The organism is Moheibacter lacus, assembly GCF_014042165.1.
Lineage (GTDB): Bacteria > Bacteroidota > Bacteroidia > Flavobacteriales > Weeksellaceae > Moheibacter > Moheibacter lacus.
Genome location: NZ_JACDZE010000003.1, coordinates 76,292 through 90,021 on the forward strand (window position 1 = coordinate 76,292; position 13,730 = coordinate 90,021).

Here is a 13,730-nt window from a genome sequence, read left to right on the forward strand (position 1 = left end):
TTTAATATTAAATAAATGAAGTTTATTTCTGGATAATCAATTTACTGTTATTTTCTTTTTAATCAACTCTTTTAATGGGTAAAGAGGTGAATGAGAGTTGATTAGGTGGTTTGTTTTTCAATTATCAGAAGAATAACTGCTGCAAAAGTACGATAAATTAAGGATTTTTAAGGAGATTTAAACTCGAGGTTTAATATTTATGTTTTCCTTCAAATCTCCAAATTTTCTAATTTCTAAATTAAAAACTATCTTTACCCAAACATTACGCAGAAGAGAAATGGATGCTGTTAAACAAAAGAATTACGAGATAGTCAAGCAGGTTTTTACCAATTTTTTGGAAGAACAAGGACATAGAAAAACGCCGGAGCGCTATGCGATTTTGGAAGAAATTTATTCGACCGACGAGCATTTCGATATCGATCGTTTATACATCATGATGAAAGAAAAGAAATACCGTGTGAGTCGGGCAACTTTGTACAATACAATTGAGATTTTGTTGGAAGCCAAATTGGTACGCAAACATCAGTTTGGAGACCAACAAGCCCATTATGAAAAATCTTATTTCGACAAACAACACGACCATATTATCCTTTCTGATACCGGTGAAGTGATCGAATTTTGTGATCCAAGGATTCAATCCATCAAAGCAACCATCGAAGAGGTTTTCGGCATAAAAGTTGACAGCCATTCTCTTTATTTTTATGGCAGAAGAACGCAATAGAAAATTTAAATTTTTATCGATTTTCCTCCTCCTTTTTTTGGGGGTTTTTGTGTTGGGGCAAGTTCCGTCCGGTGGAAAAAAACCACCTCCCAAAAAAATCAAACATATGCATTCGGACGTGATGCGTGTACTTCCTTCCAAATTTGAAGGCAATCCATTTGCCTACGGGAAAGTGGGATTTGAACACGATGGAACCCGTTTGTACAGTGATAGTGCGGTTTATTATCAGAAAGAAAATTATTTCCGTGCTTGGGGAAATGTACGCATGATCAACGATACGGTTACCATGACTTCTGATAGTCTTGTATACGATGGAAACACCAAAATAGCCAAAGCTTTTGATCGGGTTCATATGAAAGACAAAAAATCGGAACTTTTTGCTGATTATGTGGAATACAACCGCGTAACGGATATAGCCATTGCTTCCGGAAATGTGGTCATGATCGATCCAAGCCAACGCATAGAAACACCTTATATGGTGTATGACCGGAAATCTGGAATAGCTCGAACCGACCAAGGCGCCATCATAAGAGGAAAAGACGGAACCGTCACGCATACCCAGGTTTTAGTGTATAATTCCAAAACCAAAACCATTGATTTTGATCGGAATACGACGATTGAAACACCGGATTATCGGATCAATTCCGATAAAATGATCATGAATCAATCGACCGATGTGACGGAATTTATAGGAAGAACGACGATTACCGACCGTAAAAATCCAAGGAATTATATTTCTATGCCGACCGGTGGTGGAACTTTCAATAAAAAAACAGGAGAAGCCTTTTTGAAAAAAAGGTCCACGGTTTACAGAGAAGGGAAAGAATTGCATGGAGATGAAATGTATTTCAATGATAAAACCGGATTTGGTTGGGCAAAAGGAAATGTTTTGATAGATGACCCGGAAGAAAAAAGATTCATCAGAGGCGAATATGGCGAAGCGCATCGCGAACTCGATTCGGCTTTTGTGACCGGAAATGCTTACGCCGTAAAAGCTTTTTCTACGGATTCGCTTTATTTTCATGCCGATACGATCATGGCGGTTCAGCGAAAGGATTCGACCAAAGTTTTGAAAGCCTATTTCAACGCACGTTATTTTAAAAGTAATGCCCAAGGAAAATCGGACTCTATTTTTTACAATGAAACCAAAGGATTGATGAAATTTTTCCGTGATCCGATCATGTGGTCCGGCGAACAGCAAATCACAGGAGATACGATTTATGCGTATAATAATCCTGAACTGCAGATCATGGATTCGGTTCGGGTTTTCAATAATGCATTTGCGATTTCCAAAGTTGATTCTTTAAACGATAAAGAATTTAACCAAGTAAAAGGGAAATTTATGACCGGATTCTTTTTAAATAATGAGTTAAATTTAGTAGAAGTTCACGAAAATGCTCAAGCGCTAAATTTTGTGGATGATGAAGATCATGTCACCAAAGTCAAAGAAAGAATCGGGATCAACACTTCAGATTGTGGGATCATCGAAGCTGAAATAAAAGGAAGTGAAGTAGAGGTTTTGGCATGTCGGATTCAAGCCAATTCCAAATTGTATCCTGAATCCAAATTGCCCGAGAAATCTAGGTTCCTAAAAGATTTTATATGGCGTGGTGAAGAAAAAATGCAAAAATGGCAAGATATTTTTGATGAACCGCCGGCTTATTTAGAAGTGAAAATGAAAGAGAGTGGGACGGAAACACAAGAAATGGAAAAAATAGATTTGGATGATGTTGTGAGTTCAAATTCAAATCAATCCGATAGTGGTTCGGCAATTCAAGTTGATCCAAAATTAAATGAAGAAGCAGATCCGATTCAAAATACCGTAGAACCTACAAAAGAAAATGAAAAATAATCCGTTTTAGATTAGTATTTTTACTTTTTTAATTCAGAATGCTGAAAAATTGAACCCAAAATGAAAAAATTTACCTTTCTTATAACCACGCTATTATTTGTTTTTTCCAGTTGTTATATTTATAAACCTTATCAATTTAAAGATGAGGAAACTGTTGTGCGTCAGGATAATAGAAGTTCTCTTTCTCTTCGAACCGAAATGGCAGGTAAAAAAGAAAAAGAAGATGCTGAGAATAGAAGGAGGTCAGAGGAGATTCAAAAAGAAGAAAGACTAAAAACGGAACAAAAAGCTAAGTTAGAATTAGAATCTACTGATTTGACGGAAGATGAATTGCAAAGAAAAGCTGAATTTGAAAACAATGAAAGACTTGCTTTGAATAAGGGAAAAGATCTAGGAGAAGTTTCGTCCAAGATGGAATCTGAAATGGCCATGTCTGCTGAGGATAGTTTGAAAATTAAAATTAAACCGAATCTTTATTATCGAATTGCTGCCGATGGTGAGAAGTATAAAATACAAGCAGATCAATGGGAGGGCGATACTTTGGTTTCACATATCATCAGAAAACCGGAAAAAGTATTGCGTTTTCACAAAAACCAAATTGACCCAGAAAATTTAGAAGAAAGAAGATTCTCAAAACCATTTTCTGATTTGATTACCGTAGGATCTTATGTTACAGGAGGTGTGATCATCTTATTGTTAGTTTTGTAATGAAAGCCTCAAAACTTCAACAAGACTTTTTTCAATACCAAGCCAAAACAACGCCTTTTGCGTCCGGATTTGAAGTAGATTTTGCGCGAGGAACTTATGTTTACGGGAAAGATGGAAAGGCCTATTTGGATTTTGCAGCCGGTGTTTCTGCCAATACACTTGGACATTCACATCCTAGAGTCAATCAAGCCATCAAAAATCAAGTCGATCGACATCTTCATGTGATGGTTTATGGCGAATATGCCCAAGAAAAACCAGTGGAATTATGTCGTAAATTGGCAGCGGCATTGCCCAATCCACTTGATACGACCTATTTGGTGAATTCTGGAACAGAAGCCATCGAAGCTTCCATGAAATTGGCAAAACGATACACAGGTCGTGAAGAAATCATCGCTTGTAAAAATGCTTACCATGGTAATACCCATGGTTCGCTGAGTTTGGCAGGACGAGAAGAAAAGAAACGGGCATTTCGGCCATTATTGCCCAACATAAATTTCATCGAATTCAATTCAGAATTAGAATTAGCAAAAATCACCCAAAAAACTGCCGGAGTTGTTGTCGAAACGATTCAGGGCGCATCGGGATTCAAATTGCCTCAAAATGATTATTTGAAGAAATTAAAGAACCGATGTGAAGAAGTTGGGGCTTTGTTGATTCTAGACGAAATCCAACCGGGATTTGGGCGGACAGGAAAATTATTTGCATTTGAACATTATGATATGGTGCCAGATGTTCTTGTGATGGGAAAAGGAATGGCGAGTGGGATGCCGATCGGTGCTTTTACTGCCAGTGCCGAAATGATGGATTGTCTTTCGCATCATCCGACTTTGGGGCATATCACGACTTTTGGTGGAAATCCGGTTGTGGCAGCCGCTGCATTGGCAACTTTGGATGAATTGCTGGAATCTGATTTGATGCATCAAATTGATGAAAAAGAAAAATTATTCAGAGAATTATTGGTTCACCCAAAAATCAAAACCGTTCACGGACGAGGTTTAATGCTCGCACCCGAATTGGAATCGGAAGAATTTGCACTTGAAGTTGCCGCCAAAGCGATGAAAAAAGGATTGATTCTTTTTTGGCTGATGTACAGCATTCAAAATCTGAGAATTACGCCACCGATTACGATTTCGAAGGAAGAAATCAGAGAAGGTTGTGGGATTTTGTTGGAGGTGTTGGATGAATTTTAATTTGCGATTTTGGAATTCAGAATTACTAAATAATAAGATAAAAATGAATGATTTAGCTCAACGAATTGATGATAATATAGCGCGAGTAGCGGATTTTCCTCAGCCTGGAATCCAATACAAAGACATCACTTCGCTTTTTCAGCAACCAGAACTTTGCAACGAAATGGTGGAAGCATTTGCGGAATTTAGCCGTGGGAAAATCGATGCGGTTTGTGGAATTGAAAGCCGTGGATTTTTATTTGGGTTGTTGATTGCGCAAAAATTAAATCTTCCATTTGTATTGGTTCGCAAACAAGGGAAATTGCCTCCACCTACAGTTGCAGAATCTTATGAATTAGAATATGGAAATGCAACGATCGAAGTCCAACCGCAATACATCCAAAATGGGCAACGGTTTTTGGTGCACGATGATGTTTTGGCAACAGGCGGAACGGCGGAAGCCACGGCAAAATTGATAGAGAAATGCGGTGGAAAAGTAGTGCAATTTAGTTTTATCGCAGAATTGGAATTTCTACACGGACGTGAAAAATTGAATCCTTTTACGACTGATATTCAGAGTTTGGTGAGGTATTAATTGTAGATACGTCAAGTTGAGCTTGACTCAACTACTCATTGCGAAAAAAGATAATTTGATGCTGAAACAAGTTCAGCATGACGTACTTCGAAATTACCCGATATTCTTCTTAAAAGTCTTCCTTCTTTTGTGTTGAACAGGATTATAATCCGTCCAAAGCGCTTGAACACTTTGGTTTTCTTCCAGTTCAGGATTGGTTTCCAAATATTTGATATTGTGTTTGGTAAAGGTCTCAAACATATCTTTAAAGATGATGGATGTTATGCCTTTTTTCTGGTATTTCGGATGCACGCCGATTAAAACAAATTCGACCGTATCGTTCTTTTTCTTTGCTTTTAACAAATGGTACCAACCAAACGGGAAAAATTTACCATTTGCTTTCTGAAGTGCTTTTGCAAAAGAAGGCATCGTGATCGCAAAGGCGCATAATTCCCCATCTCCATCCTCGATGAAACTGATGAAATCCGGATTCAATATCGCCGAATATTTCTTTGCATAATGTGCTTTCTGTTCTTCAGAAATCGGTACAAAGGTTTCCAATCCTTTGTAAGATTCTTCTAGTAAATCAAAAACCGGCTTGATATAAGGCTGCATTTCTTTGGCGGTTTTAAAATGCAAGAGTTTTAATTTGTATCGTTCTGTCACCAATTTGGCGAAATCATAAATTTTTGGAGCAATAGACTTTGGGGCAGTAAGAAATTGTTCCACCCATTCTTTTTCTATTTCGAACCCTAATTTTTTTAAATGTTCAGGATAATAAGCATAATTATATTGGCCGATTGCCGTAGCAATTCGATCAAAACCAAAAGTCAGCATTCCGGCTTTTTCCAAATTGGAAGCACCCATGGGACCTTCCATAAATTCCAAACCGTTTTCCTTTCCTACTTCTTCCAATTTCGAAATCAAAGCTTTGGTAACTTCGATGTCATCAATCATATCCAACCAGCCAAATCTTAATTTTTTGATTTTCAATTCATTGACTTCTATGTCGTTGATGATTGCAGCCACTCTTCCCACTATTTTCCCTTCTTTGTAAGCAAGAAAATAACGAGCTGATGCAAATTTAAAAGCAGGATTTTTGGTAACGTCCAAACTGTTTACTTCGTCCACCATCAAGGCTGGGACGAAATAGGGATTTCCTTTGTACAAATTCATTTGAAATTTGACAAAATCTCTTAACTCTCTCTGCGTGTGTATTTCTTTGATTTCGATACTCATAATTTGCTAAATCGTGGGCAAAGATAAGTGAATCTACGGATTTAAATCAAAACCTTTATCCAAATACATTTCGGTTCCAAATGGATCAAGACTCTGAGAAGTTTTAAACAAGCTAGCATGCAAATTTGGAGAAATATTTTTGTTGAAATTGGAATTTGATATCATGGAGATTGCAGCAGATAGCAGTGGTTCGTTGATATTTCCAAGCGGCAATAAATCTTCTAAATAATGGATTTCATTAACTTCTTGATTGGGAACGATGCCAAAAGTTGGACTCGACTGATTTTGAGAATTTTTGTATTCGAAAACGATGGGTTGCATCGCCCAGGTATGATTAGGATTCACATTTTCATTTGAAGAATAATAGTCTTGTGGAGCATCATAAAGCGTAATTGAACCAACTGTTTTTCCATAAGTAGTTGTTCCAATTGTAACGACTTCGATATAAGGTTTCAGACAACTGATGAGCATTTCTGTAGCAGAAGCTGAGTTTCCGGTGGTCAAAACATAGACTTTGTTGAGGTTCAAATGTTCGATGGTGAAATTTCCATTTTCAACTAAATTATCATCATAGGTTTTCCCTTGATTTTCAAATTTATAAGTGGTATTGTTAGAAGAGGCTTTTTCATTAAAAGTCAATCTGGTGAAATCTTGTTGGTCAAATTGTCCGGTGATCATGCTTCCCAAATATGCCGAAGTTTGGACAGATCCACCACCATTGTAACGTAGATCCAAAATCAAATCCGTGATGCCCTGACCCTTCAATTGCGCAATGGCAGCGTTCAATTCGTCATTATAATTGGCCCGAAATCCATTGAAAACCAAATAGCCGATGGTATGTCCATCTATCGAAAAAGTATTGGATTGATAAACCGGATTTTCTTGTATTTCAACTTTGGTGAGCGAAAATTCTTCATTGGAATTGAACAATTCTCCATTCTGAATGTATCCCATCCCAAATGTAGCAGAATTCTGTCCCAAAAGTTGATTATAGTTTTGGTCGGTCAACTGGGTTCCATTGATGCGCGTAAAAATATCACCCCGCTGCAAACCTGCATTGGAAGCAGGAGAATTGGGTAAAACATATTGAACATACCCAAATAATTGAGAAGTATTTTGACCGGCATAAACCAGCCCAAAATCCATCCCATAAGATTTTGTTATTCCGGCAAATGCATTATCCAATTCATGGTAATCTTCTACGATCCATGAAAAACGATCCGTATTTCCATAATCATACAACAAATTGAAAAATAGCTCGTCGGTTTGTTGCGAATTCAGATATTCCGTGTATTGAGCATCTGATGAAAATCGATCATCTGCCAAATCGGGAACATCTTCTTGCCAATAATACCAAAGATTCATCGCCTTCCACACAAAATCGTTTACAGAAGCGGAAGGAGGAAGTCCATTATCATCATCGTTGTTACAAGAATTGGCTATGAACAACAGAAAAAACAAAGCAAAAATTTTGTATTTCATGGGATTGGAATATTAATTGTATTTTTAAATCAATGAATTTGAATAGTAATAGAACTCAAATTTAGTTATTAAAAGTATAAAATCTTCCTTAAAAAATCATATCGCAGCCATGAATCCCTTCAAAATATTCATTTTAATCGTCATGACATTTCAATTGATAAGTTGTCAGAAAAACAAATTGACAGAGGAAATACAACCTGAAATTTTGACAGCTACCTATGAAACGATGACCAGAGGAGAATCCGAAAGAGGATACAATGTGCTTTTGGAGGTAAAAGGTTTACCGAAATCAACCGAAATCAAACAAATTCTGCTAAATAAAAGGTTGTTTGATGTTCATTCGTTTAAGAATTCAGAAAATAATCACTTGATGGTGGAAGCATTTTTACCGCTTCAATCCAGAATGATTCAAAATTTCAAACCGCCAAAACCTGACAACCGACCTGACGGTATAATTTTTGAAATCGATGGAAAAACGTATTTTTACGAAATTAAATTTGAATTATAAACTAATTATATAACTATGGGATTTGATCCGATTTATCTGATTGTAGTAGGTGTGCCGATGCTTTTGAGCATGTATATCAGTTACCAATTGAAAAGTAAATTCAAACATTATTCAAAAGTCCATTTGGCGAATGGAATGAGCGGAAAAGAAATCGCCGAAAAAATGTTGTCTGACAACGGCATTCACGATGTGAAAGTGATTTCGACCGCAGGTCAGTTGACCGACCATTATAATCCGGCTAACAAAACCGTTAATCTTTCTGAAGTCGTTTACCACGAAAGAAATGCTGCGGCTGCGGCTGTTGCGGCGCATGAAGTCGGACATGCTGTTCAGCATGCAAAAGGTTATTCTTGGTTGCAGATGCGTTCCAAAATGGTGCCGATGGTCAATATTTCCAGTAATTTGCTACAATGGGTGTTGATGGGTGGAATTATTTTGTATGCTTCTTCCGGGATTTCATCTGTTTTGTGGATAGGAATCGTACTTTTTGCCATTACAACTGCTTTTGCATTTGTGACTTTACCGGTCGAATACGATGCAAGTAACCGTGCATTGGCTTGGTTAAAAGAAAGAAATATGGTGATGCCGAACGAATACGACGGAGCAAAAGATGCACTAAAATGGGCAGCGAGAACCTATTTGGTGGCAGCGATTGGGTCATTGGCGCAACTGCTTTATTTTGTGATGATCGCAATGGGAAGAAGAGAGTAATTTTTCTTCTTTTTAAAATATTTTCCAAACCTGTCAGGTCTTAATGTCTTGACAGGTTTTTTTCTTTCATAAAGTTGATACAAGACTTTATTAAAATATTTGGCAATCCTACAATTCTGATTAATTTTACGCTTCAAAACAAACTTAAAATGGCTACAGATTATTTTCAAATAGACGACTTGTTGACGGAAGAACATAAATTGGTTCGACAAAGCGTGCGGGACTTTGTCAATCAGGAGATTAAACCTGTGATTGACAATGCAGCGCACAACCATACCGACATCCCCGGATTGATGCCGAAACTCGGTGCAATCGGAGCTTTAGGGCCTTATATTCCGGAACAATATGGTGGAGCTGGTCTCGATCAAATTGCTTATGGATTGATTATGCAGGAATTAGAAGCAGGCGATAGTGCAGTTCGTTCGGCGGCTTCCGTTCAGTCTTCTTTGGTGATGTATCCGATTTACACCTTTGGTTCGGAAGAACAACGTATGAAATATTTACCCAAATTGGCTTCAGGTGAAATGATCGGTTGTTTCGGTTTGACGGAACCCAATCATGGTTCCAATCCCGCTGGAATGGAAACCCGCGTAGTCGATAAAGGCGATCATTATATTTTAAATGGTGCCAAAATGTGGATTACCAATTCCCCGATTGCAGACATTGCAGTCGTTTGGGCAAGAGATGAAGAAGGAAAAATCCGCGGACTGATTGTAGAGCGTGAAATGAAAGGATTTTCAACGCCTGAAACTCATGACAAATGGTCTTTGCGTGCATCAAAAACCGGAGAATTGGTGTTTGAAGATGTGGTTGTTCCGAAAGAAAACGTATTGCCAAATGTCAGCAGTTTGAAAGGACCGCTTTCTTGTTTGAATTCTGCCCGATATGGAATTTCCTGGGGTGTAATTGGCGCTGCGATTGATTGTTATGAAGTAGCTCTACAATATGCTTTGGAGCGAAAACAATTTGGGAAACCGATTGCTTCTTTTCAATTGCAACAAAAGAAATTGGCTGAATTCATTACCGAAATCACCAAAGCCCAATTATTGGTTTGGCGTTTGGGAACGTTGAAAAATGAAGACAAAGCGACTCCGGCTCAGATTTCCATGGCAAAACGAAACAACGTGAAAATGGCGATTGACATCGCACGTGAGTCCCGTCAAATCCTTGGTGGAATGGGGATCGTAGGCGATTATCCGATGATGCGCCATGCTGCCAATTTGGAATCGGTGATTACCTACGAAGGAACGCATGATATCCATTTGTTGATCACCGGAAACGACATTACGGGAATTAATGCATTTGAATAAATTAATTTTGAGTGCATAGCGATAAGTGATTAGTAATTAGATTTTTATAGTTTTTGATAATAATTCTTAGAAATGATTCTTTTTATCTTGGTATTAAAACTAATTACTAACCACTATGCACTAATCGCTTATCAAACACTATGAAAGAAATCCAAATTCTCCTTCCCAAAATGGGCGAAAGTGTAATGGAAGCTACCATTACAGATTGGCTGAAACAACCGGGCGATAAAATTGCCAAAGACGAATTGTTTGTGACCATCGGGACGGACAAAGTCGATAGTGATTTACCTTCGGAATATGAAGGAATTCTCAAGGAAATTCTGGTTGGAGAAGGCGAGGAGGTGAAAGTCGGGCATCCGATTGCGATTCTCGAAGTTTCGGCCGATACGGTGGTTCATGCAGAAAAAGTTGAAATCAAATCAACCGAAATAAATTCTATAAATTCTTCTGTTGAACTTTTGGAAACCAAATCTTTGGACGGGAAATCTTTTCTTTCGCCAGTTGTTCGCAGAATTGCGGCGGAAAATCGATTGGAAGTGGAAGATTTAAAGAAAATAACGCCAACCGGTGAAAATGGAAGAATCCGAAAAGTGGATATTCTTAAATTTCTTAAAAAGGACGAAAAACCAATTCCACAAAAGGTTTCTACAAAATTAAATTTAAACATACAACCTGAAGATACGGTCGAAACATTGCCGAGAATTCGCCAAATCGCTGCGGAACATCTTCAAACTTCTTATCAAATCATTCCACATGTTACGACTTTTTCGGAAGTAAATGTGACGAATTTGGTGAATTATCGCGAAAAAATCAAAGACGAATTTCAGCAAGAAAACGGACTGAAACTGACCTATACACATTTCATCATGAAAGCGGTCATCGATACGTTGGTGGAATTTCCAAAATTCAATTCCTGGATGAACGAAGACGAATTGATCCTGAAAAAGGACATCAACCTTGGATTTGCAACAGCTTTACCTGACGGAAATCTCATCGTTCCCAACGTCAAGAAAGTGAACGAAATGTCGCTAAAAGAAATCATCGAAAGCGTGAATTTGGTGGGGAATAATGCCAAATCCAACAAATTAAAATCGGCCGACATTCAGGATACGACCTTTACGGTGAGCAATACCGGAATTTTTGGAAGTTTGATGGGAACGCCGATTATTTCCCGACCGCAAGTTGCGGTTTTGGCTTTGGGTGAAATCCGCTCGGGAGCCGGAGTTGTGGTGGTTGATGGAAAAGAAGAATTGGCAGTTTGTAAAATGATGATGCTATCACTTTCCTATGATCACAGAGTGATTGATGGCGCTTTGGCTTCGCAATTTTTGAGTACGTTGAAGAAGCGGTTGGAGAATTTGATTTGATAATTTGATAATTTGATAATTTGGAAATTTGAAGATTTGAAAATTTGAAAATGAATATAAAAGCGAAAATAATTTTCTCAATTCTAATTTTGATACAATTTATTTTTACTTATTTTTCAGTTTGGATTTATTTAATGGATTCAAGTCCAATTTATTATTTGTATAATCATATTTTTTCAGGATTTATTTTCTTAATTGGTTGGATTTTTTTAGTTCTTTTAAATAAGTATTATTTTCCGAAAATTATTATTCCAATAATTTTAATGCCTTTAGGAGTTTCATTGGCTATTTCAATACCAATTATAATTGATGTAAATGCAAGTGTTCAGACTAGACGAATTGCAATAATATTAATTGGACTACTGACAATCCTTCAAATATTTTTTTGGATACGATTATTAGTTAGTGATAATAAAATTCATAATTCAACATTTAAAATTTAGAATTCTATCACACCCATTCTTTCGGATGCATCAAAATCTTCAAAAGTTTTTCTTCTTCTGAGCCAACTTCGGGCTGATGATTATAATGCCATTGTACATGCGCAGGTAAACTCATCAGGATGGATTCAATTCTTCCATTGGTTTTAAGTCCAAATAAAGTCCCGCGGTCGTGAATTAAATTGAATTCCACATAACGGCCACGACGGATTTCCTGCCAGGTTCTTTCTGCCTCTGTAAAACTTTCGTTTTTGTGTTTTTCCACAATGGGAACATAAGCTTCGAGGAATGAATCACCGACGGATGTCACAAAATCATACCAGAAATCCACATCAAATTCCGCTGTTGGTTTTAAATAATCAAAAAACAATCCGCCGATTCCACGTGCTTCACCTCGGTGTGAATTCCAGAAATATTCGTCGCATTCTTTTTTGTATTTCGGATAGAAATCGGGATGGTGAGAATCGCAAACTTTTTTACAAACCGAATGCCAATGCGACGCATCCGCTTCGTCCAAATAGTAAGGAGTTAAATCTTGTCCACCACCGAACCATTGGTCGACCACATTTCCATTATCATCATACATTTCGAAATAACGCCAGTTGGCATGTGTAGTGGGAACTTTTGGGCTTTTTGGGTGAATGACCATACTCAGTCCGCAGGCGAAAAATTTTCCTGATGAAACATTGAGCGCTTTTTGCATGGTTTCGGGCAATTCCCCAAAAACTCGGGAAATATTGACACCACCTTTTTCTATCACATCACCATTTTCAATGACCATCGTGAGTCCGCCACCACCACCTTCGCGCTGCCATTCGTCTTTATGGAATTTGGCTTTGCCGTCTACGCGTTCTAACTCGTTGGTGATGGTAGTTTGGAGGTTTTGGATATAGTTGAAGAATTGGTCTTTCATCTGAATTTGATTTCTAACAAATGTAAAATTTTGAATGACCATTTTTTATGACTTTTATAATGTTTGCTAATTCAAATTGAATCTAATTTAAATTTTACTTTCGACTTTTAGGGATATTATGGGAATTGAAATAAAATTTTATTGACCCAAATTGACAGATTCTAAAAAAATATGTAGTTTTGGCACACATTGAAACTTATGGAAGAAATTATCATACACGACAAGGTATTTATACCCTATATTACATTTGAAGAAATCGAACATGCGATCAAAAGGATGGCCAATACGATTTATGAACAACATAAAGATGAGGTTCCGGTATTTATCGGGGTTTTAAATGGTGTGGTGATGTTTATGAGTGATTTTTTGAAACAATATCCTGGGCAATGTGAGATTTCTTTTTTAAAAATGGCTTCTTATGAGGGAACAGCATCTACAGGAGAAGTGAAATTACATATGGACATTCCCATGGATTTGACGGGACGGCATGTGATCATCCTTGAAGATATCGTAGATACTGGAAATACGCTGGAAGCACTACATAAAATTTTAAGTAAAAAGAATGCGAAAAGCATAAAAATAGCTACACTTTTGTACAAACCGGAGGCGTATAAAAAAGATCTGACGATCGATTTGGTTGCGCTGACTATACCGGATAAATTTGTGGTAGGTTATGGATTGGACTATGATGGTCTAGGCAGAAACTTACCGGATATTTATCAAATTAAACAATAAA

At 37.4% G+C, this 13,730-nt stretch carries 13 protein-coding genes; 10 read left to right on the plus strand and 3 right to left on the minus strand.

All coding sequences use genetic code 11. The annotated features are described in order from the left end of the window. The first annotated feature begins 277 nt into the window (after positions 1 to 277). The 5 genes from HU137_RS09840 to HU137_RS09860 are packed head-to-tail and all read left to right on the plus strand — an operon-like array spanning position 278 to position 5,045. Entirely contained in the window at positions 278 to 721 is a 444-nt protein-coding gene (locus HU137_RS09840; protein WP_182043678.1) for a Fur family transcriptional regulator, read from the plus strand. Beyond that, positions 702 to 2,573, plus strand: coding sequence for an OstA-like protein (locus HU137_RS09845; protein WP_182043679.1), 1,872 nt, complete (start codon positions 702 to 704; stop codon positions 2,571 to 2,573). Before HU137_RS09840 ends, HU137_RS09845 begins: the two co-directional genes overlap by 20 nt. Before the next feature lie 60 nt (positions 2,574 to 2,633). Then, the gene (locus HU137_RS09850; protein WP_182043680.1) at positions 2,634 to 3,281 is read left to right on the plus strand and encodes a hypothetical protein; all 648 of its coding nucleotides are present in this window, start codon (positions 2,634 to 2,636) and stop codon (positions 3,279 to 3,281) included. After that, positions 3,281 to 4,471 (plus strand): aspartate aminotransferase family protein, encoded by a 1,191-nt coding sequence (locus HU137_RS09855; protein ID WP_182043681.1) that lies wholly within the window; start codon positions 3,281 to 3,283, stop codon positions 4,469 to 4,471. The genes HU137_RS09850 and HU137_RS09855 overlap by 1 nt, the downstream gene beginning before the upstream one ends. 43 nt (positions 4,472 to 4,514) lie before the next feature. Then, positions 4,515 to 5,045 (plus strand): adenine phosphoribosyltransferase, encoded by a 531-nt coding sequence (locus tag HU137_RS09860; protein ID WP_182043682.1) that lies wholly within the window; start codon positions 4,515 to 4,517, stop codon positions 5,043 to 5,045. Between the two features lie 93 nt (positions 5,046 to 5,138). On the opposite strand, the gene HU137_RS09865 is transcribed toward HU137_RS09860, so the two are convergent. Then, positions 5,139 to 6,263 carry a GNAT family N-acetyltransferase gene (locus HU137_RS09865; protein ID WP_220457214.1) on the minus strand — a complete coding sequence of 375 codons (1,125 nt, stop codon included), beginning with the start codon at positions 6,261 to 6,263 and terminating at the stop codon, positions 5,139 to 5,141. 33 nt (positions 6,264 to 6,296) lie between these two features. Then, positions 6,297 to 7,745 carry a S41 family peptidase gene (locus tag HU137_RS09870; RefSeq protein ID WP_182043683.1) on the minus strand — a complete coding sequence of 483 codons (1,449 nt, stop codon included), beginning with the start codon at positions 7,743 to 7,745 and terminating at the stop codon, positions 6,297 to 6,299. Between the two features lie 109 nt (positions 7,746 to 7,854). Between HU137_RS09870 and HU137_RS09875 the strand changes: the two genes are divergently transcribed. The 4 genes from HU137_RS09875 to HU137_RS09890 all read left to right on the plus strand — a co-directional run bounded on the left by HU137_RS09875 (position 7,855) and on the right by HU137_RS09890 (position 11,641). After that, positions 7,855 to 8,253 carry a hypothetical protein gene (locus tag HU137_RS09875; protein ID WP_182043684.1) on the plus strand — a complete coding sequence of 133 codons (399 nt, stop codon included), beginning with the start codon at positions 7,855 to 7,857 and terminating at the stop codon, positions 8,251 to 8,253. Between the two features lie 15 nt (positions 8,254 to 8,268). Continuing rightward, positions 8,269 to 8,964, plus strand: coding sequence for a zinc metallopeptidase (locus tag HU137_RS09880; RefSeq protein ID WP_182043685.1), 696 nt, complete (start codon positions 8,269 to 8,271; stop codon positions 8,962 to 8,964). A 149-nt stretch (positions 8,965 to 9,113) separates the two neighbouring features. Next, the gene (locus HU137_RS09885; RefSeq protein ID WP_182043686.1) at positions 9,114 to 10,274 is read left to right on the plus strand and encodes an acyl-CoA dehydrogenase family protein; all 1,161 of its coding nucleotides are present in this window, start codon (positions 9,114 to 9,116) and stop codon (positions 10,272 to 10,274) included. 140 nt (positions 10,275 to 10,414) lie between these two features. After that, positions 10,415 to 11,641: a dihydrolipoamide acetyltransferase family protein gene (locus HU137_RS09890; RefSeq protein WP_182043687.1), complete on the plus strand. Its 1,227-nt coding sequence runs from the start codon at positions 10,415 to 10,417 to the stop codon at positions 11,639 to 11,641. A gap of 450 nt (positions 11,642 to 12,091) precedes the next feature. Here HU137_RS09890 and hemF read toward each other — a convergent pair whose 3' ends face one another. Then, positions 12,092 to 12,994 carry an oxygen-dependent coproporphyrinogen oxidase gene (gene hemF, locus HU137_RS09895; protein ID WP_182043688.1) on the minus strand — a complete coding sequence of 301 codons (903 nt, stop codon included), beginning with the start codon at positions 12,992 to 12,994 and terminating at the stop codon, positions 12,092 to 12,094. A 198-nt stretch (positions 12,995 to 13,192) separates the two neighbouring features. Here hemF and hpt point away from each other — a divergent pair, with 198 nt between their 5' ends. Continuing rightward, positions 13,193 to 13,729 carry a hypoxanthine phosphoribosyltransferase gene (gene hpt / locus HU137_RS09900; RefSeq protein ID WP_182043689.1) on the plus strand — a complete coding sequence of 179 codons (537 nt, stop codon included), beginning with the start codon at positions 13,193 to 13,195 and terminating at the stop codon, positions 13,727 to 13,729. Position 13,730 lies beyond the last annotated feature (1 nt).

Bases quoted from the DNA above. Each gene is read 5' to 3' on its own strand.
- HU137_RS09840 (WP_182043678.1), top strand. From the start codon at position 278: ATGGATGCTGTTAAACAAAAGAATTACGAGATAGTCAAGCAGGTTTTT.
- HU137_RS09845 (WP_182043679.1), top strand. From the start codon at position 702: ATGGCAGAAGAACGCAATAGAAAATTTAAATTTTTATCGATTTTCCTC.
- HU137_RS09850 (WP_182043680.1), top strand. From the start codon at position 2,634: ATGAAAAAATTTACCTTTCTTATAACCACGCTATTATTTGTTTTTTCC.
- HU137_RS09855 (WP_182043681.1), top strand. From the start codon at position 3,281: ATGAAAGCCTCAAAACTTCAACAAGACTTTTTTCAATACCAAGCCAAA.
- HU137_RS09860 (WP_182043682.1), top strand. From the start codon at position 4,515: ATGAATGATTTAGCTCAACGAATTGATGATAATATAGCGCGAGTAGCG.
- HU137_RS09865 (WP_220457214.1), bottom strand. From the start codon at position 6,263: ATGAGTATCGAAATCAAAGAAATACACACGCAGAGAGAGTTAAGAGAT.
- HU137_RS09870 (WP_182043683.1), bottom strand. From the start codon at position 7,745: ATGAAATACAAAATTTTTGCTTTGTTTTTTCTGTTGTTCATAGCCAAT.
- HU137_RS09875 (WP_182043684.1), top strand. From the start codon at position 7,855: ATGAATCCCTTCAAAATATTCATTTTAATCGTCATGACATTTCAATTG.
- HU137_RS09880 (WP_182043685.1), top strand. From the start codon at position 8,269: ATGGGATTTGATCCGATTTATCTGATTGTAGTAGGTGTGCCGATGCTT.
- HU137_RS09885 (WP_182043686.1), top strand. From the start codon at position 9,114: ATGGCTACAGATTATTTTCAAATAGACGACTTGTTGACGGAAGAACAT.
- HU137_RS09890 (WP_182043687.1), top strand. From the start codon at position 10,415: ATGAAAGAAATCCAAATTCTCCTTCCCAAAATGGGCGAAAGTGTAATG.
- hemF (WP_182043688.1), bottom strand. From the start codon at position 12,994: ATGAAAGACCAATTCTTCAACTATATCCAAAACCTCCAAACTACCATC.
- hpt (WP_182043689.1), top strand. From the start codon at position 13,193: ATGGAAGAAATTATCATACACGACAAGGTATTTATACCCTATATTACA.